Source organism: Acinetobacter sp. P1(2023) (assembly GCF_028367635.1).
GTDB lineage: Bacteria > Pseudomonadota > Gammaproteobacteria > Pseudomonadales > Moraxellaceae > Acinetobacter > Acinetobacter pittii_E.
The window spans coordinates 374,876-398,319 of record NZ_JAQNDD010000001.1 but is presented as its reverse complement, the minus strand read 5'-3'; the positions used below and the strand labels follow the sequence as shown (position 1 = coordinate 398,319).

Sequence of the window (23,444 nt, the reverse complement as noted above, 5' to 3'; positions counted from 1 at the left end):
AATGCCTAAAAATATTTATAAAAATACAAATGCTATTATCGAAGGAAATTATGATAATACATCCTTAGGTACCAATACATATTTGCTAGGTTTGACCAGTTTATTTGATGAAATGGGTTTGCAAGGCCATTCAATATCAGATGTTTTAGCTGGCACAAATATTTCACCTGATGCGTTGAACCAATCCTCTTTATATATTTCTCAGTTTCAAAAAATTCAGCTATTTCACAATATTCAAAAGCTATCTCATGATCCGCTCATTGGTTTACGTGCAGGGCAAAAGCAGCGGCTGTCAGATTTTGGAGTGTATGGCTACGCGTTATATTCTTCGCGTAATTTTAGACAAGCAGTAGAGCTGGGCATTCGGCACATTAAGCTTGCAGGGCCTATTTTAAAGAAGTCTTTTTATATTCGAGATGATGCTGCGATTTTTGAAGGGCAGGACATTATTGCACTTGGTAAGCTTCTGCCTTTAGTGTGCGAGTTTTGGTTTAGCTCCATGCAAACCTTAATTGAACGTGTGCTTGAAGGACCATTTCAAGCCAAGAAGCTTTTGTTGCCCTATCCAGCGCCTGACTATGCAGAAGAATATGAAAAAGTGTTTCATTGCCCCGTTCAGTTTAATGCTGGAGTGATGCAATGGCACTTTGATTTAAAGTGGCTCGATGTACCTTGTCCAAATGCCAACCCGATTACTGCTGATATGTGTAAGTCGTTTTGTGAGCGGATGCTAGGTGCTGCTGAACTTGAAGAGCCTGAGTTGGTGAAAACAATCCGTTTAATATTATTGGATGGAACAGGGCTTTTCCCATCGGCCCAAGAAATGGCTGAACGCTTACATATGTCAAAGCGTACCTTACATCGGCGCTTGGCAGGTTTTAGTCTGACTTATCAAGAATTATTAGATGAAACTCGGCGCCGTCTTGCCGATGAATATTTGCGAGAAACAACTTTAACCATAGATGAAATTGCTGAGAGAATTGGCTTTTCAGATACTTCTAACTTTCGAAAAGCCTATCGTCACTGGACAGGCATTTCACCAAATGAGTATCGAATACAGTACCTAAATTAGAATAAGGTTTGTCTGCTATTTAAATCGAGAGAGCAACTTTTTTTGCAAAAATGGATTACAGAGCAAAATCGCAAATAAAATAATAAATATGCCGATAATGCTGAATAGATCCGGTAATTCGTGCCAAAAAACAAATCCCCATATTCCTGCAAAAATAATAGCAATGTAATTCATTGGGCCAATTTGTCCTGCCGGTGCCAAGCTGTAGGCATAAGACATAAACAGTTGACTAATATTAGCTAAAAGTCCTGCGGCAATGAGTAGAGCTAGTTCATGCCAAGTGAAAATGCGCCAATGCCAGAACATTGGAATAGATGAAATTAAACTACCAAAAATACAGAAATAAAAAACGATACGCTCAGGCGGCTCTGTACTGGTTAGAGCTCTTACGGTGACAAAAGCCATTGCGGATAAAAAGCATGCACCCAAGCCAATAAAAGATAATGCGTTAAATAAACCTTGGTCGGGTTTAGCTACAAATAAAACTCCAATGAGCCCAATAACTGCGGCAAAAATCATCGATTTGGTGATTTTTTCTTTTAAAAAAAGCCATGCAATCAGCGGAATAAAAATAGGAGATGAATAACTAAAAACCATAGCATTTGATAGCTTTAAGTTCGCAATGGCATAGAAAAAACCATACATTGCGGCAAGCCCAACTAGGCTTCGCCACGTATGCATCCAGAGTTTATCGGTTTTAATAAAGTCTAGACCCTGTTTAAACAGCATCGGAATAAAAATAAATAAACCCACTGCATTTCTAAAAAACACGACAGTCGCATTGTCTACCGTTTGTGAGGCAAAACGAATGCACACTCCCATAATGGAAAATAATAATGCCGATGTCATAAGACAAAGCAGGGCTTTTCCAAGTTGAGTTGAGGGGAGGTTTGAAGCAGTCTGATTTTGCATAGAGAAATAGAGTTCTTAATTTTCGATGTTATTTTAGCAGCGATGTTAAGTTTTGGTGAAATGTGTCGTAATTAATATGGGAAATGTGAAAAAGATGAGGTGATATGCCTCATCTTTTAAACTTTATTAGGTCACGGGTGCAGGGTTAAATACAGCGAGTGAGTTATGAATACCCCAACGGTCCGACCACGTTTGTTTTTCGCCACTAGCCACTTGTAAAATTAGTTCAAAAAGTTCCCAGCCCACTTCTTCAATAGTTTTCTTCCCAATTGCAATATCGCCAGCACTGATATCAATCAGGTCATACCAACGGTTTGCAATATTGTTTCGGCTTGCCATTTTAATAACCGGCACAGCTGCCAATCCGTAGGGTGTACCGCGACCTGTGGTAAATACTTGAACGGTAATACCAGATGCCATTTGCTGCGTACCACAGATAAAGTCACTTGATGGTGTTGCCGCAAAAATTAATCCTTTTTTTGTCGGTCTTTGGCCCGGTGCGAGAACTTCTACAATCGGTGAACGGCCCGATTTTGCAATCGATCCCATCGCTTTTTCTACAATGTTATTCAGTCCACCTTTTTTATTACCCGGTGTGGTATTAGCACTTCGGTCTACTTGGCCTGCTGCTAAATAGTCATCGTACCATTTCATTTCCCGAATTAGATCCTTGGCAACTTGTTCATTTGCTGCACGTGGAGTAAGTAAGTGAATACCATCGCGGACTTCCGTAACTTCCGAAAACATGACAGTACCGCCACATTGCACAATCAGGTCAGCTGCGAAACCAACGGCAGGGTTAGAGGTAACTCCCGAAAATGCATCACTCCCACCACATTGCATGCCTACAACCAAATGAGAAGCCGGAACTTCTTCTCGAGTACGTTGATTAAGCTTTTCAAGGTGTTGTTCTGCCACGGTTAAAATATGGTCCACCATACTTTCAAAACCGTTATGACGTTCATCTTGCAACTGAATAATATCTTCGTTTGCTAGGGGAATATATTTGTTTTCTATAGGAATATTTAAAAGTCGTTCGGGTTGCATTTTTTCGCAGCCCAGACTCACAACCATAATTTCTCCACCAAAATTAGGGTTGAGTGCAAGATTATGAATTGTACGAATTGGAACAATTGCAGCGGGTGCATCAATTGCCACCCCACAACCATATAAATGATTTAATCCGACTACACCATCTACATTTGGATATTTAGGAAGTAAATCACGTTCAATAATTTTAACGACATAATCGACAATACCTTCTACACAGTTAACACTGGTCGTAATACCTAAAATATTCTTTGTGCCGACGCTGCCATCTTTATTTTTATAACCTTTAAATGTATAGCCGCTCAAGGCTGGAAGCTTTGGATCAGGACGAGTTGCTAACTCAAGATCATCTAGCTCAGGTGCCTCAGGCATTTGGGTAACGGCTTCATTTACCCAAGAACCTGCGGGTAAATCTTTATTGGCATAGCCAATAACTTCGCCATAACGAACAATTGCTTCACCTTGCTTTAATGACTCTAATAAAACTTTATGTCCCTGTGGTACATGATCAACCAAGATGAGTTGGTATTCTTCAATATGTGTAGAGGGTGGTAAGCCGCCGTCATTGACGACAATGGCTACATTATCAAGAGGACTAATTTTTATGAGGAGAGGCTTCAGCATGATCGTTCCTTGTATACATTTGAAGAGAGGGCTATAACGCATAATTTGTTTAAGCGTTATAGCGAAGCATTTTTAAGAAGTAGGTTTTAACTCGAAGCGCTGGATTTTGCCGACCATAAAGAGGTAGCAAATAATTGCGATGACAGCATGTATGCCTACAAAAACAAGTGCACCATTGAAAGAACCTGTCGAGTTGATGATGTAGCCAATAGCAATAGGAATCACAATGCCCGCTGTATTACCGAAGGTATTAAATAATCCACCCGACAAACCAACCATTTCTTTTGGTGCGACATCCGACATGACTGCCCAACCTAATGCACCAAAACCTTTGCCAAAAAAGGCGAGCGACATAAAGAACAAGATGGCTGTTTGCGAATTGACATAGTTACAAACCACAATACTGGTTGAGAGCAACATGCCAAAAATAATGGGGAATTTGCGTGAGAAGGTCAGAGATTTATTCATCTTGATGAGTTTATCGGAAATCACACCACCTAATACGCCACCAATAAATCCGCAAAGCGCCGGTAATACAGCCGCAAAACCAGCTTCTAAAATCGACATGTGGCGTTCTTTAACAAGATAAACAGGGAACCAAGTAATAAAGAAATAGGTTAAACAGGTAATACAATACTGAGCGATAAAAATACCTAAAAGCATACGAGATGAGAGCAGCTTCTTAATATTTTTAAAATTCATTTTATTGTTTTCATCAGCAACTTTAAGCTGATTTTCACCCATGTTGGTAATAGCACCGCCTGCTTGTAAATATTTGAACTCATTTGAATTAATAGTAGGGTGTTTTTCTGGGCTATAAATGACTTTTAACCAGATAAAAGCAATCACAATGCCTAGTCCACCCATAATCCAAAACACAGATTGCCAGTGAACATGGGCAACGAGCCATCCCATGAAGGGTGCAAATATGACAGTGGCAAAATATTGAGCCGAGTTAAATATCGCTGCGGCGGTTCCACGTTCTTTGGTTGGGAACCATGCTGCTACAATCTGGCTATTTCCAGGAAAGGCAGGACTTTCAGATAATCCAACCAAGAAACGTAAGATGAATAATGATGCGATAATGAGAGGGATAGAACCTAAAATATCGACAAAACCTAAGAGAATCGTGAAAAATGACCAGAGCATAATGCTCCAGAAATAGACTCGTCGAGCACCAAACTTATCGAGTAACCATCCACCCGGAATTTGGCCGATAACATAAGCCCAACCAAATGCAGAGAAGATATAGCCCATGGTCACTGAGTTTAATCCAAGCTCTTGAGACATTGGAGCAGCAGCCATTGAAAGGGTTGCCCGATCACCGTAATTTAATGAAGTGACTAAGAAAATCATCGCTAAAATGTAATAGCGGGTTTTATTATGCTTCGCTCGTTGCTGATTTACAGCAGCAAGATTTGTTTGCAGATTATCCATATACAAACTCTTTTTAATAATCGACCTATTTGCATATCCGTGAAATAGGTGACGTCATGTCAAATTCATCGATAGAATAGATGAGAAAACGGAATTTTGTATCTACTCTATAGTCCTAGTTCTAAAACCGCGTCTTTAGATGTATGACATCATATGATTAAAAATATTATTTTGGCAAGTAGGGTCGAAAAATAATTTTTATACGGGTTTATATTGACAAGTTGTATGATGTCTTATAAGTTTTGATCATGAAAAAATAGTATCAAAATGCCAAGGAGTATTTTTAATGGCGACCTCTACACCTATCGTTAAATCAATTCGAGCAATTCCTGTTGCTGGACATGACAGCATGCTGCTCAATTTGAGTGGTGCCCATGGACCTTATTTCACTCGTAATATACTCATTATCGAAGATAACTCTGGAAATATTGGCGTTGGAGAAATTCCTGGCGGAGAAAAAATTTTAGCGACATTAAATGATGCTAAAGCGCTGATAGAAGGGCAGCCGATTGGCGAATATAAAAATCTACTCAAGAAAATTCAGCAAACCTTTGCTGACCGCGACAGTGGTGGGCGAGGCAATCAAACCTTTGATTTACGTACCACAATTCATGTTGTAACGGCCTATGAGTCAGCATTACTTGATTTGCTTGGTAAGCATTTGAATGTGAATGTCGCAAGTTTGCTTGGTGAAGGTCAGCAACGTAGTGAAGTTGAAGTTTTAGGATATTTGTTCTTTATCGGTGACCGAAAACAGACTTCATTAGACTATGCAACAACCCCTCAACATCACCATGATTGGTATAAAGTTCGTCATGAAAAAGCGTTAACACCTGAGGCTGTGCAGCGTTTAGCAGAAGCATCTTATGACCGTTATGGTTTTAAAGACTTTAAATTAAAAGGTGGCGTGTTACAGGGCGAACAAGAAGCTGAAGCTGTTACAGCAATCGCGCGCCGTTTTCCAGAAGCGCGTGTGACGCTTGATCCAAACGGTGCATGGTTTTTAGATGAAGCAATTGCTTTAGGTAAACATCTTAAAGGGGTGTTGGCCTATGCAGAAGACCCATGCGGTGCAGAACAAGGTTATTCAAGCCGTGAAATTATGGCCGAGTTTAAACGTGCAACAGGCCTACCGACTGCGACCAATATGATTGCTACGGACTGGCGAGAAATGTCGCATAGTATCCAATTGCAAGCTGTTGATATTCCTTTGGCTGATCCGCATTTTTGGACATTGGAAGGCTCGGTTCGAGTTTCACAACTCTGCAATATGTACAATTTAACGTGGGGTTCGCATTCTAATAATCACTTTGATATTTCACTTGCGATGTTTACTCATGTTGCTGCCGCCGCGGTAGGTAAGGTTACGGCAATTGATACACATTGGATTTGGCAAGAAGGTACAGATCAGCTAACGAAAGCGCCGCTTGAAATTAAAGACGGTAAAATTCAGGTACCAACAGCACCGGGACTTGGGGTTGAGCTGGACTGGGATCGAATTAATCAAGCCCATGAACTGTATAAATTAAAAGGTTTAGGGGCTCGTAATGATGCCGATGCGATGCAATTTTTAATACCAAATTGGTCGTTTAATAATAAAAAGCCGTGTTTGGTTCGTTAATATTTTACCGATATTTTTGAAAAATTCGCTTTTTGAGTTTTCTTAATGCTTTGCTGTCCATATGGGCAGCTTTTTTTATGTCTAACGATTAGTCCTAAAATAAAGAATTTTAACTATATTTTATAAAACAATAGGTTAAATCATTTTGGGTAATGAACTTTAATCTTTTTAAAAAATTTAATTTTTCAGAGGAAAAATATATTGATTAAAATAAAATTTATGATGTAAGATGTCTGACAACATAAACATGTATGGATATTTTCTAATGGATGCTCTTGAGTTAAAAAACATTGTTTCTGATGGCCTTCTTTCTTTTCCGGTTACTGACTTTGACCAAAATGGGGACTTTAATAAATCTTCTTATGCAAAACGTCTTGAATGGCTAGCGCCTTATGGTGCAAGCGCATTATTTGCTGCGGGTGGTACAGGCGAGTTTTTCTCGTTAACTGGAAATGAATACTCTGATGTGATTAAAACTGCGGTCGATACTTGTAAAGGTAGTGTACCGATTATTGCTGGGGCAGGTGGTCCGACACGTCAGGCGATTGAACAGGCAAAAGAAGCAGAGCGTTTAGGTGCACACGGTATTTTGTTAATGCCGCATTACTTAACTGAAGCAAGCCAAGAAGGTTTGATCGAACACGTTAAGCAAGTATGTAACTCAGTAGATTTTGGCGTAATTTTTTATAACCGTAGCGTTTCAAGATTAAATCTCGATTCAATCCAAAAGTTAGCCGAGATGTGCCCGAACTTAATCGGCTTTAAAGACAGCTCTGGTCAAATCGATATGATGACGGCAGTGACTCAGACTATGGGTGACCGTTTGTCGTATTTAGGTGGTTTACCAACAGCAGAAGTTTTTGCAGCGCCATATAAAGCCTTAGGTTGCCCAGTTTATTCATCAGCTGTATTTAACTTTATTCCAAAGACTGCAATGGAGTTTTATAACGCGCTTCGTAGTGATGACTTTGAAACAACCAATCGTTTAATTAAAGATTTCTTCTTGCCACTGATTAAAATTCGCGACCGTAAATCTGGTTATGCGGTAAGTATGATTAAAGCAGGTGCCAAAATTGTTGGGCACGATGCAGGTCCAGTACGTCCTCCATTAAGTGATTTAACCCAAGCAGACTATGAAGATTTGGCTGCGCTCATTGCGACACTTGGTCCGCAATAATTTTAACTGTTTAGGTATTGGAGCTTTAAAATGAGTAAAAATAACGGTCGGCAGTTTATTAATGGTCAACGCGTTGCTGCAAATGCGCCAGCGTTAGAAAGTGTAGCAGCAAAAGACTATCAGCCAACAGGCTATGTATTTAGTCAGGCAACACTTGAAGAAGTGGATCAAGCTGCTCAAGCCGCTCATAAGGCTTTTTTAGTTTATAGCCAAACTTCTCAAGAGCAACGGGCCTCTTTTCTTGAAGAAATTGCTCGCCAAATTGAAGCATTAGGTGCGAACCTGCAAGAAGTCGCTTCACTTGAAACAGGCTTGCCACTTGCTCGTCTTCAAGGAGAGACAGGCCGTGTTACTGGTCAGCTTCGACTGTTTGCTGAACTTTTACGTCGTGGCGATTTTTACGGTGCTCGTATTGATGTGGCATTGCCAGAACGTAAGCCTTTGCCACGTGTTGATTTGCGTCAATATAAAGTTGGAGTAGGACCGGTTGCTGTGTTTGGCGCAAGTAATTTCCCACTTGCATTTTCAACTGCAGGCGGTGATACCGTAGCTGCTTTAGCAGCAGGCTGTCCGGTTGTTTTTAAAGCACACTCTGGCCATATGGCAACTGCCGAGCTTGTTGCAGAAGCCATTGAAAAAGCAATCGAAGTTTGCGATATGCCTAAAGGCACATTCAATATGATTTTTGGCGGCCGTATTGGCGCAAACTTGGTGGAACATCCACTCATTCAAGCAGCTGGATTTACAGGTTCTCTTGAGGGTGGAATGGCGCTTTATAACCTTGCGCAGAGTCGTCCTCAGCCAATTCCATTCTTTGCTGAAATGTCGAGTGTGAACCCTGTAGTGGTTTTATCTCAAGCGCTGAGTTCTCGTGGTGAACAAATCGCTCAGGACACGGTTGCCTCGTTTAATATGGGATGTGGTCAGTTCTGTACAAAACCCGGGTTAATTTTAGGCATACAAGGTCCTGAATTTGACAGTTTCGTAGCAGCTTTAGCTGAAAGCACGCAAAAAGCTGTGCCTCAGGTCATGCTGAATGAAGGAACTTTAAAAAGCTACCGTCAAGGTATTTATGCTCTAAACAGCGAAGCTGGTTTTGAAGTTATTGCGACAGGTCAAGAGGCCGAGCTAGTTTCTCAAGCAAAAGCACATCTATTTAAAGCGGACCAATCTGTTTTACTGTCAGGCAATCCAAAACTACAACATGAAGTTTTCGGGCCAATGTCGATTGTGATTGGCGTAGAGGATGAAGCGACTTTATTAAAAGGAATTGAGGCTTTAGGTGGACAGCTTACGGCAACCATTATTGGTGATGAAAATGAGCTGTCCGAAGCAGGCGAGCTTCTTCATTTGCTAACCGGAAAAGCTGGCCGTGTATTGTTTAATGGCTTTCCGACTGGAGTTGAAGTGTCTGATGCCATGGTACATGGTGGTCCTTTCCCTGCAACGAGTGATGCACGCGGAACTTCAGTAGGTACGGGAGCAATTGAGCGCTTCTTGCGTCCGGTATGCTTCCAAAATACACCACAAGTTTTATTACCCGATGCATTAAAAGATAGTAATCCACTACAGATTACTCGTCTGGTCAATGGACAGTTAAGTCAGGTTCAAATTTAAAAGTTGTGCGGCTCAATTAAAGCTATTGGGCTGCATATTTTTTAACTTATTCAACGCATTATTAAATATCAACAGAAGCATAAGTTGCTTACTTTTTAAATATGTGTGAGGGTTTGATAAGGGAGATAAAATATTTTGATTTTAATAACTTAGAGGTATAAAAACCGAATATGACTATCGTCTAAGTTTATAGTAAAATGAATTTTCTAATTTTTTCAACATTTCATGAGTTCTTCAGATTATGTCTAGCGCAATTAAACCTAGATCAACAAAAAAACTAAGCCAGATTATTGTAGAACAACTGATCGAAAAAATTCAGTCTGGAGACTTCCAAGTCGGAGAGAAAATTCCGACCGAACTTGAATTAATTGAAACTTTTGAAGTAAGCCGTTCTGTTATTCGTGAAGCAATCACTGAATTGCGTTCTTTAGGGTTTGTCGAGACTCGTCACGGGATTGGTACTTTTGTAAAAGAGCAGACGGTTGAACAGAATTTTTTGCTGTCTAATGCCAGTTTAGAAACCATTAACGATATTGTTTCTTTACTTGAGCTTCGGATTAGCCTTGAGTCTGAAGCTGTTTTTTTAGCCTCTGAGCGCCGTAAGCAAATCCACATCGATAAAATGAAAGCTGCACTTGAAGATTTTGAACGTCATATTTCATCAGATGCAAATGATGGCACAGTAAAAGCTGATTATGATTTTCATATTGCCATTGCTGAAGCTTCTGAAAATCAATATTTCGTTGATTTTTTAAAGTATCTGGGTGAAAAAATTATTCCGCGTGCACGCTTAAAATCGATTGAGCAAAGTCCCGAAAACCGTGAAGAATATTTAAAAGCGGTTCACCATGATCATGTCAATATTTATAACGCAATTGTCGATCAGGATGGTTTGTTGGCTCGACAAATGATGCGAGCTCATCTATCTAAAAGTATTAAAAAGTTTAAGCAGTAAAGCTTGAGCTAAGACTAAGATAAAAAAGAGAGCTTATTTAAGCTCTCTTTTAATTTTATTGGGTGTGTTATTTACAGCTAAAGTTTTCAGCTTTTTCGCTATCACCTTGACCATTGTAACGGGCAATCAGTGGGTAAGGGCAAAGTGGGCGAGTACGATCAGGCGCCCAGTCTGGTGGAAGCTCGGTATTCACTTGACCACTTGGATTACCTGCGCCGCGTGCGGTTGCAATGATTTTGTCAGGTGCTTGGCCATATTCCACCCAGTTGACTAAAGCAGTCAATGCGTCAAATTGGTCGGTCGCAATGCCATCACGGGTATGGTTCATGCCCGGGACTCTAAAGAAACGTGCAAATTCAGGCGCTGTACCTTTTGCATCATTTTTATAGTGTTGGAGTAGTTGATCGTACCAATTTTGGGTGTCATCTACAGAGAAAACACCGTCTGCTGTGCCTTGTACCACAATCATTTTTCCGCCGTGATTACGGAGTTTATCCAGATTCAATTCATCGGGTGGCATCATGAATGACATGGAACTTTCGGTATAGACATCATTGGTTGCCGAGAGTTTTGGATAGTCGGTATCAAAGTTAAAATTAAAGGCAAATTGTCTAGAGTTTTGAGCCACAATTGGGTCGGGCGGAACCTGAAAAAGAATACCAACAGCAACTGGGTCACGCGCTGTTCCCACCGAAGATTCAAATTTCCAGCTTGCCCAGTTACTGCCGACTAAACCGGGGTCGAAAGGCTGGGTTGCATAGAGCGCTTGTCCAGCCGAATTTACAGGGCCGCGGTAAATGTTGGCTAATACATCAATTTGTTCGGTACTTAAACAAGTGCCATCTCTTGTGCTTGAGCAAACGGGTACATCTTTGTGAATATCAAAAGCTGTACGGCAAGCCTCGACATCTTGAACCAAGCCATCTGCAACACCATCTAAAGCATCGCATCGATCTAAAATCGCTTTTGCTAAAACTTTACGTTCCGAGAGGGTAAGCGCGGTACTTAGGTCATTTTCATCTATTGCGACACGACGAAGCTGCTGCGCTGTGTAGAGTTGAGCCGCGGCTGCACGAGGTAAATGAAAACCCGGTGTACTTGCTAAAATTCCATCATATTGGTCGCCCAAACGAGTTGCTGCAATCATGGCATGACGGCCGCCGTTCGATGTACCGCCTGCATAAGAGCGGTCTGGCAATTTACCATATGCGGCTTTAATTAGGTTTTTTGCCATAGGCGTGAGTTTGGTAATTGCTCCGTAGCCGTAGTTAATTCTGGCTTGAGGGTCTAAACCGAACATTGGATTTTGTGAAGCATTATGTCCGGCATCGGAAGAAATAACCGCAAAACCATCATGCAGGGCATTGGTGAGTGGACCACCGCTACCAACCTGACCCGTTGCAGGCACTAAGTTACCATCGGTTCCACCATTGCCTTGATAGAGAAAACGGCCGTTCCAATCAACAGGTAAGCGCATTTCAAAACCAATTTGGTAGGTTTGTCCATCGACTGGGCTTACACGTTGTTCCATATAGCCTTTGACTAAACAATGAGCGCTAATCGGTTTGTTGGCGACAGTCAAAGTGCCTGCTTCTTGAAGAGTAGCTGAGCTAATGACGGTATTGTTGTATTGAAAGCCGAGTAAGTCTGAACAGCTTCCTGTCATTTTTACGCCAACAGCAGGAGTAAGCTTGGGGAGGGCTGGTGATGATGTTGTACTGTCATTGTCATTACCACAGCCCACCAGTACTGCTGCAACGGCAAGTAATAAGGTTGATTGGGTCCAAAAACGTTTTTTGTTGGTGTAATTCATTTATTCATATCCTTATTGAATGAATGTTTGTAATTAATCTAAAACCAAAAAATTAGCTGTACTTCGTGCAATCATTTTGTTGTTTTGCCAAGCTTCACTTTCGAGATTCAGTACGGTTTTGCCTTGTTTAATGAATCGGCATTTTGTAATGACTTCGCCCACAGCACAGGGCCTTAAAAAATCCATTGTTAAGTTGATGGTGGTGGCTGGTTTACGGTCATTGGCGAGATATGCAAAAAGCCCCATTACGTCGTCAAGCATGGCGCAGATCATGCCGCCTTCAACGGTGCCGCGTGGATTGGTAAAGCTTTCTAGCGCTGTGTAGTGGATGGTGAGTTCAGTATTTTCTTTATTCCAATAAATATTGTGTCCACCCAAATGGTGATGGATGGGTGGTAAATGTTCTAAAATTTTTGGGTCCATAGTGAAGGGTCCATGCTGAATTATTTATTTCCCGAAATAAAAAGAGGTTCTATGTGTGATAGAACCTCTGTTTTTTGAATTATTTAAATTTCCATGTGTAGTCGATATTGATACGGGTTTCATTTACAGGTTTGATGTTGGCTGTAGAGAGCATGTTGTTGTCATAGATGGCATAACGCGCGCGTAACCCTAGATTTTTTAACCAGCCACTTTGAACGGTGTAGCCTAAATCAAAGTCTGTTTCGCGTTCTTTTAAATTGGTTCCGCCTAAGTTGGGTGCATAAATGTTGTGACCTGTGGTGTAACGAGTCATGAAACGTAAACCCGGTACATAATCTTTAAAGTCGTATTCATAGCGGAAGCTATAGGCTTTTTCTTTTGGGTTTAAAAACTCACCCGGCCACGTGTCAATGAGAAGCCCAGTTTCACCTCCTGTTAAATACGGAAACGCGGTGTCGCCATGATGTTGGAAGGTTCCAAAAATAAATTTATGGTTTTGATGTTTAAGTTCGAAATGCGCATGATAAAGATCATTATCGACTAAGCCTGCTTTTGCTTGTCCGTCATCTCGGCTGCGGTAGTAACGTAGTTGTGAGCTAAAGTTGGTGGTGTCATTAATTTTGTGTTGGTGTAATGCACCGACCATGGTTTGGTTATAAAGATCATCAACATCCATGTAAAAAGCGGTGAGTTTGAGTGCGGGATTAAACTGATAGTTTCCACCTAAATAATAAAGCCCATCAGTTTCGGCGCCTTTAAATCGTCCATTCACCCCAGAAATTTTAATTTTTTCATAGTTGGTCGAATCACGATGATTCACTTTATCGAGATAGGCTGCCTGTAAATCAAAATCTTTAATATCTTTACTGGTCAGTGAAATGCCTCGATAGGTTTGAGGAAGCAAACGAGCAGGTGACGCCACTAAAACAGGGTTCATGGGCACGAGCGTACCAATGCGTAGCTCCGTCTGGCTCATTTTGGCTTTTGCTGTAACGCCAATTTCTCCGTAAGAGTCAGCAGGTTCGTTGGTGCGGGTGTCTCTAGGTAAGTTTCCTGTACCTCCGTGCTCGGCATCGGCATCGAGTTTAAAGCCTGCCGTTGCAAGCACATCCAACCCAAAACCGATAGTCCCTTCGGTATAGCCTGAATTGGCTTTAAGAATAAACCCTTGTGTCCAGTCCTTGGCAGCAGGGTAAGCAGATTGCTCTTGGTAGTCGCGGTCAAAATAGAAATTTCGCGTGGTGAGTTCTACTGAGCTGTTATCAATAAAATTGCCAGCCCACACTGAACCAGAGAGCATAAGGGTAGAGTACATCCATAATTTCGACATCGCATTTCTTCCTGAAATAACATTTTTTTGTTTTCAACTAAGGCATAGTTGTTGTGTCTGCCTTATTTGGTTTTTAAATCGAATTATTTTCCGAGCAGTTCTCGGGCCACGATTTCTTTCATAATTTCATTGGTTCCCCCATAGATTTTTTGTACCCGTGCATCCACAAAAAAGCGTGAGATTGGGTATTCCTGCATGTAACCGTAGCCACCAAAAAGCTGGAGTAATTGGTCAATCACTTCACATTGGACCTCGGTAATAAAACATTTCAATGCGGCAACCTGAGTCACGCTTAACAGGTGTTGTTGATACAGTGCTGCACATTGGTCTACAAAAGCTTGAGCGGCTTTTGCTTTAATTTGCGCGTTTGCGAGAACAAAGCGCGTGTTTTGCATTTGGCTTAAAGGTTGTCCAAAAGCTTTGCGCTCTAGTACATAGTCTTTAGTTATTTCAATAGCCCCCCAAATGGACCCCAAAGCCATCATGGAAATACTTAAACGTTCGCGAGGTAATTCTTGCATTAAATAAGCAAAGCCTTGTCCTTCTTCACCCAAACGCTGAGTTGCAGACACACAAACATCATCAAAAAATAGTTCGGCTGTATCTTGGGCATGTAGTCCGATTTTTTGTAATGAACGACCTTTTTTAACGCCGTCTAAAGCGGCATCGACTAGTAAAATCGAAATACCTTTTGCTTTGGCTTGTGGATCGGTTTTTGCCACCAAAACAATCAGGTCAGCATGCAAACCATTTGAAATAAAAGTTTTTGACCCATTAATACGGTAGTGGTCATTTTCGAAAATCGCTTGAGTGCGTATGGCTTGTAAGTCTGAACCCGCATTGGCCTCGGTCATGGCAATTGCAGTGACGACTTCACCTGTCACCATTTTTGGTAACCAATAACGTTTTTGCTCTTCAGTTCCAATATTTTGCAGGTAAGGAGAGACCAACTCATTTTGCCCACCAATGGCAACAGCCAGAGACGCAAAGCCCGCTTGAGCAGTTTCTTGAACCAGCATGAGCGAGTAATGAACAGGAGCGCCATAGCCGCCATATTCCTCAGGCACATCAACACACAAAAAGCCATTTTCCCCAAGACGAAGCCATAGATTACGTGGGATGAGGCCGTCGTGTTCCCATTGTTCATAGTAAGGAGCAACCTGTTCTTTTAAGAACCTGCGATAGCTGTCCCGAAATAGTTCAAATTCTGTATCGTATGGCATGTTGAACCTTTTTTAGGCAAAAGTGAGGCTAAGGCCCAAACCGAAGTTTGAGCTTCCTTTTTTTATTTCAATTGTTTATTGCTTTAAGGTGGGCACTCGGATAATGAGCGGATTATCAGTTTGCTTTTGATAAAGCTCATCAATTAAAGCGGCTCGACGCTTGGTAATATTGCTTTGATTGAGGTTGCCTTTATCGGTCACTTCGCCTGCATCGAGTTGAGGTGGTTCTGTCATTAAATAAAGCATTGAGACTGTATTTGAACTACCAGTCGCATCTTTATTAAAATTCGTTAAAAATTGGCGGAACCACTGCTGGACGTTGGGGTGCTGTAATATCTCTGTTGCAGAATGCTCGCCAAGCTTAAGGCCTGCATATTGAGCACACGCCTCAAGTTTTGGAAAAATCAAAAAACCGACAGCATTTAGGTTTGAACCGGTAATACAAACATCTTGAACCAGTAAATTACCTTGAATCAGTACTTTGTTGCGTAGTGTGCCGACATTCACAAAAGTACCCGTGTTAAGTTTAAAGTCTTCGGCAATTCGTCCGTCGTACATCAGTCCTTTGGTTGGATCATTGACATCGACTAAACGCACCGCATCGCCTGTATGAAAAAAGCCTTCATCATCAAACACAGTACTTTGTTGGTCTGCCTTTAAGCGCCAATAGCCTTTCATGACATGTTTGCCGCGAACACAGAACTCAAGTTTGTCGCCACATGGAACCAGCTTAATTTCACACCCCGGAGCAGGGTAACCAATAAAGCCAGCCATCACACGTGGGCCAGTGGTAAAAGCACAAGAGGGAGCAGTTTCAGTCATGCCTAAGCCGCTCATAATGCGGATTTTTTCTCCACAATGTTGCTGAGCAATTTTATCGAGTCGGTTCCAGCCTGCTTCTGAAAGCGCTGCACCTGCAAAGAATAAAATTTTAACTTTGGCAAAAAAGCGGTCTCTTAATTCTTCATCTTTTTCTAAGGCTTCGGTGAGTTCTTCCCAACCTTTTGGCACATTTAAATAAACAGTTGGAGAAATTTCTTTGAGATTACGAATGGTTTCGTCAAATTTTCCTGCAACGGGTTTACCATCATCAATGTAAATCGTACCGCCGTTATAGAGTGCGATGCCGACATTGTGACTGCCGCCAAATGTGTGATGCCAAGACAGCCAGTCCAGTAGGACAGGTGGCGTTTCTTCAAACTCAGGGAAAGTCTGTAGTAGCATTTGCTGATTAACACACAACATTAAGTGCGTTGTTGGCACAGCTTTAGGCAATTTGGTTGAACCTGATGTAAATAAGAATTTAGCAATCTGGTTTTCATCAAGGGTTTGATAAAACTCTTGAACATTTGAAACTGGCGTATCTAATAGCGACTGAAAAGACGTGCAGATCTGATCGCCTACAATTCCTTTATTGGTCACCACTTCAATATCAGGTGCCATAGATGCTTGAATGGCTTTGGCAAAAGCTTGTCCATCGCTGGCATAGACCATACCCGGTGTAAGCACTTCAAACACATGTTTGAGTTTGCCAAAGTCTTGAGAAATAAGAGAATAGGCGGGGGAAATAGCAGAGAAAGGCACACCTGCCAGCATCGCACCCATAGAGAGAGTTAAATGTTCGAGATCATTACCACTTAAAATGACCAGAGGTCTTTCTTGGCTTAAATTACGTTCATGTAAAGCCTGAGCAATGTGCCATGCACGTTGTAAAACTTCTGCATAACTTAGTTTGACCCATTCACCTTGAGCATTGCGTTTTGCTGCAAAAATATGGTCTGGTTTGGTTTGCGCAAAATGAATTAACCGATCTGTCAGTTTTTGTGGATACGGTTTTAATTGCTCTTTTGGGCTGATATAGAGCGTGTCATCTTTATGGTGATAATGAATATCATGTTGCCCTAATTTTACGAACCGTTCGCGGTCTTGTGATTGAGTGGCATTCATTTGCATTTCTTTCACTCCATGGGAAGCGCATCACTGCGCTTTATTTTTTTGCATCATGCAATTTTTATTTAATATGTCGTTATTCGCATTAGCCTGACTAAATCGGGTAATGACGTGATTGGGTTTGGATGGTGATCCAGCGTAGTTCGGTAAATTCGGCAACAGAGACTTTACTACCAAATCGTCCATAACCACTCGATTTTGTTCCACCAAATGGCATTTGAGCTTCGTCATGTACGGTTGCGCCGTTAATATGACAAATACCCGAATCAATCTGTTTAGCGACTTCTAATGCCTGCGAAATATTTTGGCTAAACACTGCCGCAGAAAGGCCGAACTCACTGTCATTTGCCAGTGCTACACCTTCTTCAATACTTGAAAAGCGTTGAACTGTGCATACAGGGCCAAATGATTCTTCACGGTAAAGCAGCATGTCAGGTTTAATATTCAGCACCAACGTCGGTTGCATGGTGGTGTTTTCAATATGGATACCTAAAGGTAAGTCAGCACCTTTGTTTTGAGCATCTTCCAGCAAATGCTGAATACGGTTTGCGGCGCGGCGACTTTCTAAAACACCGAGTACATTGTCTTTTGAAGTTGGATTACCTGCTTGAATAGAGCGGGTTTTCTCAATCAGTTTTTCAATAAATTGGTCGGCAATATTGTCTTGAACCAAAACACGTTCGGTCGACATACAAATTTGCCCCTGATTAAAGAATGCTCCAAAAGCCACAGCATTTACGGCTTCATTAATATCAGCTTCATTTAAAACCACAACTGGCGCTTTACCACCCAATTCGAGTAAAACTGGTTTTAAATATTTTGCAGCAGTCTCTGCAATAATTTTTCCGACTTTGGTTGAACCGGTAAAATTAATGCGTTTCACGGCTGGATGAGACACTAAACGTTCCACGATTTGTGGGGCATCTTCGGCGGCATGGGTAATCACATTTACTACACCTTCGCCAAGACCTGCTTCATGTAACACTTCACCAATGAGACGGTGTGTTGCTGGGCAGGCTTCCGATGCTTTTAATACCACTGTGTTTCCACAAGCCAAAGACATAGCAAGCGCACGTGTTGCCAAAATGACAGGAGCGTTCCAAGGCGCAATGCCAACAATGACACCACAAGGAACTCGCACGCCCATTGCGAGATTGCCCGGCACATCTGACGGAATGAGGCTTCCGTCAATTTGTGTAGTCATGGCTGCTGCTTCACGTAACATGTTGGCAGCAAGATGAACATTAAACCCATACCATGTCGCAGTTGAACCTGTTTCTTGCATTCCAGTTTGAATGAATTGCTCGGTCTTTTGATCCATTAAATCGGCTGCTTTTAATAAGCGTAAGCGACGTTCGGTAGGCGAGAGCTTGGACCAAACCTTAAAAGCCTGTTGTGCCGAATCGATTGCACGATCAACATCTTCCAATGTTGCAGCAGCGGCTTTAGTGGCCACTGATCCATCAATAGGGCTAATACGCTCAAAAGTTGCCTGATTTGATGCATCAACAGATTGACCGTGAATAAGTAACTGTACATTTTGCATGGGTTGCGTCCTTACATTGCCATTAAAGAATCAAAAGTTAACCAGTACGTTTATAGCTCTGTAAACCCGGTTTAATTGATTTTTCATCTAAGAATTGTTTCAAACCTTCTTGGCGACCATTTTCAGTATCTCGGTGGATACATTGATCGAGTTTGGCATATAAGTAATCTTCGTTTTGGTCCCATGTCAGTTCACGGCAACGCTTAAAGCCATTTTTAGCGGTACGAAGAACCACAGGGTTTTTCTCAAGTAGACAATTTGCAAGTTCAGTCACTTCTGCTTTTAGCTGTTCAAGTGGTACGCTTTTATTCACAAGGCCCATCGTTTCTGCTTCTTTACCACCAAAGGTTTTACCCGTCATGATGTAGTACAAAGATGCACGATGACCTACAGTGTCTGCCATTGCTTTGCTTACGAGGTTGCCAGGAGGAATACCCCAGTTAATTTCAGATAAACCAAAAGTTGCTTCATCTGCTGCAATTGCGAGGTCACACGCCACTAAAGGTGAGAAACCGCCTCCAAAGCACCAGCCGTTGACCATGGCAATCGTTGGTTTTGAATACATGCGAAGAAGTTGCCACTGCCAGCGACATGAATCACGGCGAATACGTTCTTGGAAAATCTCTGGTTGAGTGTCGACTTCACGGAAATATTCCTTCAAATCCATACCCGCTGTCCAAGAATCGCCAGCACCCGTCAATACTAAAACACGCGCCTCTTGATCAAGCTCAAGCGTTTCGAGCACATCAATCATTTCACGATTGAGTGTCGGGCTCATGGCATTTTTCTTTTCTGGGCGGTTTAGAGTGACCCATGCGATTCCTTCTTCAACTTTAACATCTACTGTTTCCCAGCGGTTTTCATAACTCATCTTCATACTCCTTGAATGATTTTTTGCTGTTCTGGGATTTAATCTAATATCAGTTAAACTTACATTCAAGTCTTTTTTATAAAATTTCATAAATATTTTATAATTCATTGTATTTTAAATATTAAATAAGTTTTATAATAATTTAATATAAAAATGTGTTGATTTTTTAGTAAGTTTAACTGATATTTTTTGGTGTGTTTAAACAACAATACACAAAGGGCTAAATGGAACGACTAGTCAATAAAGGACAACACAATGGAAAAAATATCAGGACAGCCTTCAAGGGCAAAAATCACATTGCTACTGTGCTTTGCCATAGCAATTTTTGAAGGGTTTGATCTTCAATCAATGGGGGTAGCCGCTCCACGAATGCGGGCTGAGTTTATGTTAGACAATGCTCAAATGGCGTGGGCATTTAGTGCTGCTATTTTAGGAACACTGCCAGGTGCAATATTGGGCGGTCGGTTTGCTGATATTGTCGGGCGTAAGAAAATTCTGATTTTTAGTATCTTACTTTTTGGAATTATGTCTTTACTGACCGCCTATGCGGCCAATTTCAGCCTATTACTGCTCATCCGTTTTTGTACCGGTTTAGGAATGGGCGGGGCACTTCCAATGATGATTACACTTGCCTCTGAAGCTGTGCCTGACCAGCACAAAGGGACAGCAGTAAGTATTATGTATAGCGGAATTCCTTTTGGTGGATTACTCACTTCTGTGGTTGCTATGTCGTTGGCAGGTGATGCAGAGTGGCGCCATATTTTCTATATTGGTGGGATTGCACCTATTTTACTCATTCCCCTGATTATGCGCTTTTTACCTGAGTCAAATGACTATCTGCAACGTAAAGTTCAAGCACAAAAAACGACACCATTCTTGGATGTTTTATTTGCTAAAGAACGCCGTATGTCGACCATTCAGCTTTGGATAAGCTTTTTCTGTACGTTGGTGGTACTGTATTTCTTATTGAATTGGTTGCCGTTACTGATGGGTGCGCAAGGTCTATCGAAACTACAGGCAAACTATGTACAGATGGGCTACAACGTTGGCGGAATTTTAGGTTCGATTCTCATGGGGGTATTGCTTGATAAATTACGCATGAGTTTTGTGATTAAGCTGATTTACCTCGGTATTTTATTTTCGCTGTGCTGTTTGGCAGTTTCTCCGACAGTAGCTTTACTTGCACTTTCAGCAGTAGGTTGTGGTCTGTTTATTGTGGGTGGACAATCTGCGTTGTATGGTCTGGCTGCCATGTATTATCCGACTGAAATGCGTGGAACAGGAGTCGGTTCAGCAGTTGCAATTGGACGTATAGGTTCCTTTGCAGGTCCTTTAATGGCTGGTTTTTTACTCTCGCTTGGACAAAGCTCGACCATCGTGATTGGTTCAAGTATTCCAGTGATTTTAATTGCAGCGATCTCTGCATTACTTCTTGTCAAAAAACCTAAACAGCCTGTACATTTAGTACAAAGCTCAGGTGCTCGCTAAGTTTTAACGAAAGTATGGGGTAGATCCTCATACTTTCACTACAGATTTTCTTATGATGAATGAAAGGTTATGGTACGTTCGAATTTAGTTCCAAAAAAAGTAGAAGATGAGCCTAAGTTAAGCTATATGATTGCTCGCGTTGATCGAATTATTAGTAAACATTTATCAGAACATTTAAAAGAGCTTGAAATTACCTTACCGCAATTTACTGCACTTTCTGTTTTAGCTTCAAAAAGTAATTTATCCAATGCCAAGCTTGCTGAGCGTTCTTTTATAAAGCCGCAATCTGCTAATAAAATTCTGCAAGATTTACTGGTGAATGGTTGGATTGAGAAAAAACCTGACCCAACCCATGGTCGCCGTATTTTAATTACACTGACTGACAGCGGTGTTGATAAGCTCAATAAATGCAATGAAGTGGTTTTAAAAGTCGAAGAAAAAATGCTTGAAGGCATTGATATTAACTTGGCTTATTTAATTCGTAATAATCTCGATATTATGGTGAATAATCTTAAAAACCTTTAATCGAGTGTAGTGTGTAGTTTAATTTCTTAAACTCAATAGAAATACTTAAGCACTGATTCAAACAGAAAATTTATTTCATTTTACAAATGAACTTGCTAGCATCGAAGTGACGTTTTTGGTGATGTGTGGCAACGAATGTCTTCAGGACAACAAGTTTTACTAAAACTAAGAAAAATGATTATTTCAGGGGAACTTGAAGGCGGTGCCAGAATTGCCGAAATTCCGACTGCCGAGTTACTTGGGGTTTCAAGGCAGCCTGTTCGGATAGCCTTTCGCTTGCTCGAGCAAGAAGGGCTCCTCATCAAAAACCCAACTCGTGGTTACACGGTTCGTGAAATTTCAGAACAACTTGTTCATGATGCGCTCGAAGTACGCGGGGTGCTGGAAGGGTTGGCTGCGAAAACTTTGGCAGAACAAGGCTTAAGCGAAGAGCAGAAAAAGACGCTACAACATTGCATTCAGGAAACTGAAAAACTTTTTAATGAAAAAGACGAGTTTGGTGATGCTGAACTAGAACGTTATCACCATTTTAACGTCATTTTTCATGACACCATTATTGAAGGCGCGCAAAACGTCGCACTTATACAAGCCTTAGCGAAAAACAACCAATTGCCTATGGCTTCTGCCCAAGCCATTACCTATGACCAGAATCAAGCTTTGTCGGAATATCGCCGTTTGCACTACGCACATTTACAGCATTGTTCGATTTTCGATGCGTTGGTACATCGTCAGGCAGGGCGTGCTGAAACCTTAATGCGTGAGCACAGTAGTGTAGTGATTTTGGGTGAAACGCTCAGAAATGTTCTCAGTGCTTAACTTGAAAGTTCCTTTATTTTTTGAATAAAGGAACTTTCAAGTTAAAGCTCAATCACAAGATGTTTAGTTTTTGCACGAGAACAGCAGGGTGTAAATTGGTCGTTCAAAGCATGTTCTTCATCGGTCATAAATAGATCTCGATGATCAGGCGTGCCTTCTACAACGCGGGTAATACATGTGCCGCAAATGCCTTGTTCACATGAAACAGGAATGTCAAAACCATTTGCAATTAATGCTTCAGTAGCAGTCTGCTCTGGTAATACTTCAATTCGACGGCCTGTACTTTTTACTTCAATAGTAAAAGCTTCATCGTTAGACGTATCTACTTTTTGCGCGACAAAATGCTCTTGATGTAACTGTTCGCTATGCCAACCTGCTTGTTCGGCTGAGTTCATGACAAACTGCATAAATCCTGTAGGTCCACACACATATAAGTGTTTATCAGGTGAAGCTTGGCCCAAAACCTCTGCCATATTACATTCAGTGTCTGGTTGGTCTTGAATGTGAAACTGGACTTGCTCACCAAAGTGCTCGGTTAAGTTGCCATAGAAAGCAATCATTTCATGACTACGAACAAAGTAGTGCAATTCGAAAGGAATATTGGCCGACTTAAGTCGATATGCCATCGACAAAATAGGAGTAATACCAATACCACCTGCAAATAAGACTGCCTGTTTGGTTTGAGAGTGAATCTCAAATAAATTGCGTGGTTCACTAATTTTTAAATGATCGCCTTCACGATATTCAGTGTGGATGCAACGTGACCCACCGCGTGAATTGGCATCATGTAAAACACCAATGACATAGCGATGCTTTTCAGTGCAGCAGTTTGAAAGTGAATATTGACGGATTAGACCGTTTTTTAGGTGCACATCAATATGCGCACCTGCTTCAAAACTCGGTAGCTCTGTGCCATTTGCTGCAACCAATTCAAATGCACGAATAGTCGGGGTGAGCTGGTGAATTTTTTGAATAATAACGTCCATGTTTATGC

The 23,444-nt window shown here is 41.3% G+C and carries 19 protein-coding genes; 8 read left to right on the top strand and 11 right to left on the bottom strand.

Annotated elements, in window-relative coordinates; all coding sequences use genetic code 11:
* The first annotated feature begins 1 nt into the window (after position 1).
* Positions 2-1,072, top strand: coding sequence for an AraC family transcriptional regulator (locus tag POD11_RS01835; RefSeq protein WP_262456114.1), 1,071 nt, complete (start codon positions 2-4; stop codon positions 1,070-1,072).
* Positions 1,073-1,087: 15 nt separating this feature from the next.
* On the opposite strand, the gene POD11_RS01830 is transcribed toward POD11_RS01835, so the two are convergent.
* The 3 genes from POD11_RS01830 to POD11_RS01820 all read right to left on the bottom strand — a co-directional run bounded on the left by POD11_RS01830 (position 1,088) and on the right by POD11_RS01820 (position 5,095).
* On the bottom strand, positions 1,088-1,984 hold the full coding sequence (locus POD11_RS01830) for a DMT family transporter (protein ID WP_057106428.1): 897 nt from the start codon (positions 1,982-1,984) through the stop codon (positions 1,088-1,090).
* A gap of 126 nt (positions 1,985-2,110) precedes the next feature.
* Positions 2,111-3,658: a galactarate dehydratase gene (gene garD, locus POD11_RS01825; protein WP_262456113.1), complete on the bottom strand. Its 1,548-nt coding sequence runs from the start codon at positions 3,656-3,658 to the stop codon at positions 2,111-2,113.
* A 72-nt stretch (positions 3,659-3,730) separates the two neighbouring features.
* Entirely contained in the window at positions 3,731-5,095 is a 1,365-nt protein-coding gene (locus POD11_RS01820; RefSeq protein ID WP_262456111.1) for an MFS transporter, read from the bottom strand.
* A gap of 286 nt (positions 5,096-5,381) precedes the next feature.
* Here POD11_RS01820 and gudD point away from each other — a divergent pair, with 286 nt between their 5' ends.
* From gudD to POD11_RS01800, 4 genes are all read left to right on the top strand, one after another.
* Positions 5,382-6,716 (top strand): glucarate dehydratase, encoded by a 1,335-nt coding sequence (gene gudD, locus POD11_RS01815; RefSeq protein WP_262456110.1) that lies wholly within the window; start codon positions 5,382-5,384, stop codon positions 6,714-6,716.
* Between the two features lie 265 nt (positions 6,717-6,981).
* The gene (gene kdgD, locus POD11_RS01810) at positions 6,982-7,893 is read left to right on the top strand and encodes a 5-dehydro-4-deoxyglucarate dehydratase (RefSeq protein ID WP_016141809.1); all 912 of its coding nucleotides are present in this window, start codon (positions 6,982-6,984) and stop codon (positions 7,891-7,893) included.
* 30 nt (positions 7,894-7,923) lie between these two features.
* A complete protein-coding gene (locus POD11_RS01805; protein ID WP_262456109.1) occupies positions 7,924-9,510 on the top strand; it encodes an aldehyde dehydrogenase (NADP(+)) in 1,587 nt (528 codons plus the stop codon).
* A 241-nt stretch (positions 9,511-9,751) separates the two neighbouring features.
* Positions 9,752-10,465 carry a FadR/GntR family transcriptional regulator gene (locus tag POD11_RS01800; protein WP_005042034.1) on the top strand — a complete coding sequence of 238 codons (714 nt, stop codon included), beginning with the start codon at positions 9,752-9,754 and terminating at the stop codon, positions 10,463-10,465.
* A 67-nt stretch (positions 10,466-10,532) separates the two neighbouring features.
* On the opposite strand, the gene POD11_RS01795 is transcribed toward POD11_RS01800, so the two are convergent.
* The 7 genes from POD11_RS01795 to POD11_RS01765 form a co-directional block, all read right to left on the bottom strand.
* The gene (locus tag POD11_RS01795) at positions 10,533-12,278 is read right to left on the bottom strand and encodes a tannase/feruloyl esterase family alpha/beta hydrolase (protein WP_262456108.1); all 1,746 of its coding nucleotides are present in this window, start codon (positions 12,276-12,278) and stop codon (positions 10,533-10,535) included.
* Between the two features lie 33 nt (positions 12,279-12,311).
* Positions 12,312-12,701, bottom strand: a complete 390-nt coding sequence (locus POD11_RS01790; RefSeq protein ID WP_262456107.1) for a PaaI family thioesterase — start codon at positions 12,699-12,701, stop codon at positions 12,312-12,314.
* Between the two features lie 79 nt (positions 12,702-12,780).
* On the bottom strand, positions 12,781-14,031 hold the full coding sequence (locus tag POD11_RS01785) for an OprD family porin (protein WP_262456106.1): 1,251 nt from the start codon (positions 14,029-14,031) through the stop codon (positions 12,781-12,783).
* Positions 14,032-14,114: 83 nt separating this feature from the next.
* Positions 14,115-15,254 carry an acyl-CoA dehydrogenase family protein gene (locus tag POD11_RS01780; protein ID WP_262456104.1) on the bottom strand — a complete coding sequence of 380 codons (1,140 nt, stop codon included), beginning with the start codon at positions 15,252-15,254 and terminating at the stop codon, positions 14,115-14,117.
* A gap of 75 nt (positions 15,255-15,329) precedes the next feature.
* Entirely contained in the window at positions 15,330-17,216 is a 1,887-nt protein-coding gene (locus tag POD11_RS01775) for a feruloyl-CoA synthase (RefSeq protein ID WP_262456103.1), read from the bottom strand.
* Between the two features lie 82 nt (positions 17,217-17,298).
* Entirely contained in the window at positions 17,299-18,750 is a 1,452-nt protein-coding gene (locus tag POD11_RS01770) for an aldehyde dehydrogenase (RefSeq protein WP_262456101.1), read from the bottom strand.
* Positions 18,751-18,787: 37 nt separating this feature from the next.
* Positions 18,788-19,627: a p-hydroxycinnamoyl CoA hydratase/lyase gene (locus tag POD11_RS01765; RefSeq protein WP_171067916.1), complete on the bottom strand. Its 840-nt coding sequence runs from the start codon at positions 19,625-19,627 to the stop codon at positions 18,788-18,790.
* Positions 19,628-19,876: 249 nt separating this feature from the next.
* Between POD11_RS01765 and mhpT the strand changes: the two genes are divergently transcribed.
* The 3 genes from mhpT to POD11_RS01750 all read left to right on the top strand — a co-directional run bounded on the left by mhpT (position 19,877) and on the right by POD11_RS01750 (position 22,450).
* The gene (gene mhpT, locus POD11_RS01760) at positions 19,877-21,109 is read left to right on the top strand and encodes a 3-(3-hydroxy-phenyl)propionate transporter MhpT (RefSeq protein WP_262456100.1); all 1,233 of its coding nucleotides are present in this window, start codon (positions 19,877-19,879) and stop codon (positions 21,107-21,109) included.
* A gap of 69 nt (positions 21,110-21,178) precedes the next feature.
* Positions 21,179-21,634 carry a MarR family winged helix-turn-helix transcriptional regulator gene (locus POD11_RS01755; protein ID WP_262456099.1) on the top strand — a complete coding sequence of 152 codons (456 nt, stop codon included), beginning with the start codon at positions 21,179-21,181 and terminating at the stop codon, positions 21,632-21,634.
* Positions 21,635-21,757: 123 nt separating this feature from the next.
* Positions 21,758-22,450, top strand: coding sequence for a GntR family transcriptional regulator (locus POD11_RS01750; protein ID WP_080947713.1), 693 nt, complete (start codon positions 21,758-21,760; stop codon positions 22,448-22,450).
* 41 nt (positions 22,451-22,491) lie between these two features.
* On the opposite strand, the gene POD11_RS01745 is transcribed toward POD11_RS01750, so the two are convergent.
* Entirely contained in the window at positions 22,492-23,436 is a 945-nt protein-coding gene (locus tag POD11_RS01745) for a PDR/VanB family oxidoreductase (RefSeq protein ID WP_262456098.1), read from the bottom strand.
* Between the last annotated feature and the right edge of the window lie 8 nt (positions 23,437-23,444).

What these genes read in the sequence shown, in the direction of transcription:
- POD11_RS01795 (WP_262456108.1), bottom strand. Translation starts at nt 12,278, where the DNA reads ATGAATTACACCAACAAAAAACGTTTTTGGACCCAATCAACCTTATTA.
- POD11_RS01835 (WP_262456114.1), top strand. Translation starts at nt 2, where the DNA reads ATGCCTAAAAATATTTATAAAAATACAAATGCTATTATCGAAGGAAAT.
- POD11_RS01790 (WP_262456107.1), bottom strand. Translation starts at nt 12,701, where the DNA reads ATGGACCCAAAAATTTTAGAACATTTACCACCCATCCATCACCATTTG.
- kdgD (WP_016141809.1), top strand. Translation starts at nt 6,982, where the DNA reads ATGGATGCTCTTGAGTTAAAAAACATTGTTTCTGATGGCCTTCTTTCT.
- POD11_RS01770 (WP_262456101.1), bottom strand. Translation starts at nt 18,750, where the DNA reads ATGCAAAATGTACAGTTACTTATTCACGGTCAATCTGTTGATGCATCA.
- POD11_RS01785 (WP_262456106.1), bottom strand. Translation starts at nt 14,031, where the DNA reads ATGTCGAAATTATGGATGTACTCTACCCTTATGCTCTCTGGTTCAGTG.
- mhpT (WP_262456100.1), top strand. Translation starts at nt 19,877, where the DNA reads ATGGAAAAAATATCAGGACAGCCTTCAAGGGCAAAAATCACATTGCTA.
- POD11_RS01800 (WP_005042034.1), top strand. Translation starts at nt 9,752, where the DNA reads ATGTCTAGCGCAATTAAACCTAGATCAACAAAAAAACTAAGCCAGATT.
- POD11_RS01805 (WP_262456109.1), top strand. Translation starts at nt 7,924, where the DNA reads ATGAGTAAAAATAACGGTCGGCAGTTTATTAATGGTCAACGCGTTGCT.
- POD11_RS01830 (WP_057106428.1), bottom strand. Translation starts at nt 1,984, where the DNA reads ATGCAAAATCAGACTGCTTCAAACCTCCCCTCAACTCAACTTGGAAAA.
- POD11_RS01780 (WP_262456104.1), bottom strand. Translation starts at nt 15,254, where the DNA reads ATGCCATACGATACAGAATTTGAACTATTTCGGGACAGCTATCGCAGG.
- POD11_RS01765 (WP_171067916.1), bottom strand. Translation starts at nt 19,627, where the DNA reads ATGAAGATGAGTTATGAAAACCGCTGGGAAACAGTAGATGTTAAAGTT.
- garD (WP_262456113.1), bottom strand. Translation starts at nt 3,658, where the DNA reads ATGCTGAAGCCTCTCCTCATAAAAATTAGTCCTCTTGATAATGTAGCC.
- POD11_RS01745 (WP_262456098.1), bottom strand. Translation starts at nt 23,436, where the DNA reads ATGGACGTTATTATTCAAAAAATTCACCAGCTCACCCCGACTATTCGT.
- gudD (WP_262456110.1), top strand. Translation starts at nt 5,382, where the DNA reads ATGGCGACCTCTACACCTATCGTTAAATCAATTCGAGCAATTCCTGTT.
- POD11_RS01820 (WP_262456111.1), bottom strand. Translation starts at nt 5,095, where the DNA reads ATGGATAATCTGCAAACAAATCTTGCTGCTGTAAATCAGCAACGAGCG.
- POD11_RS01755 (WP_262456099.1), top strand. Translation starts at nt 21,179, where the DNA reads ATGGTACGTTCGAATTTAGTTCCAAAAAAAGTAGAAGATGAGCCTAAG.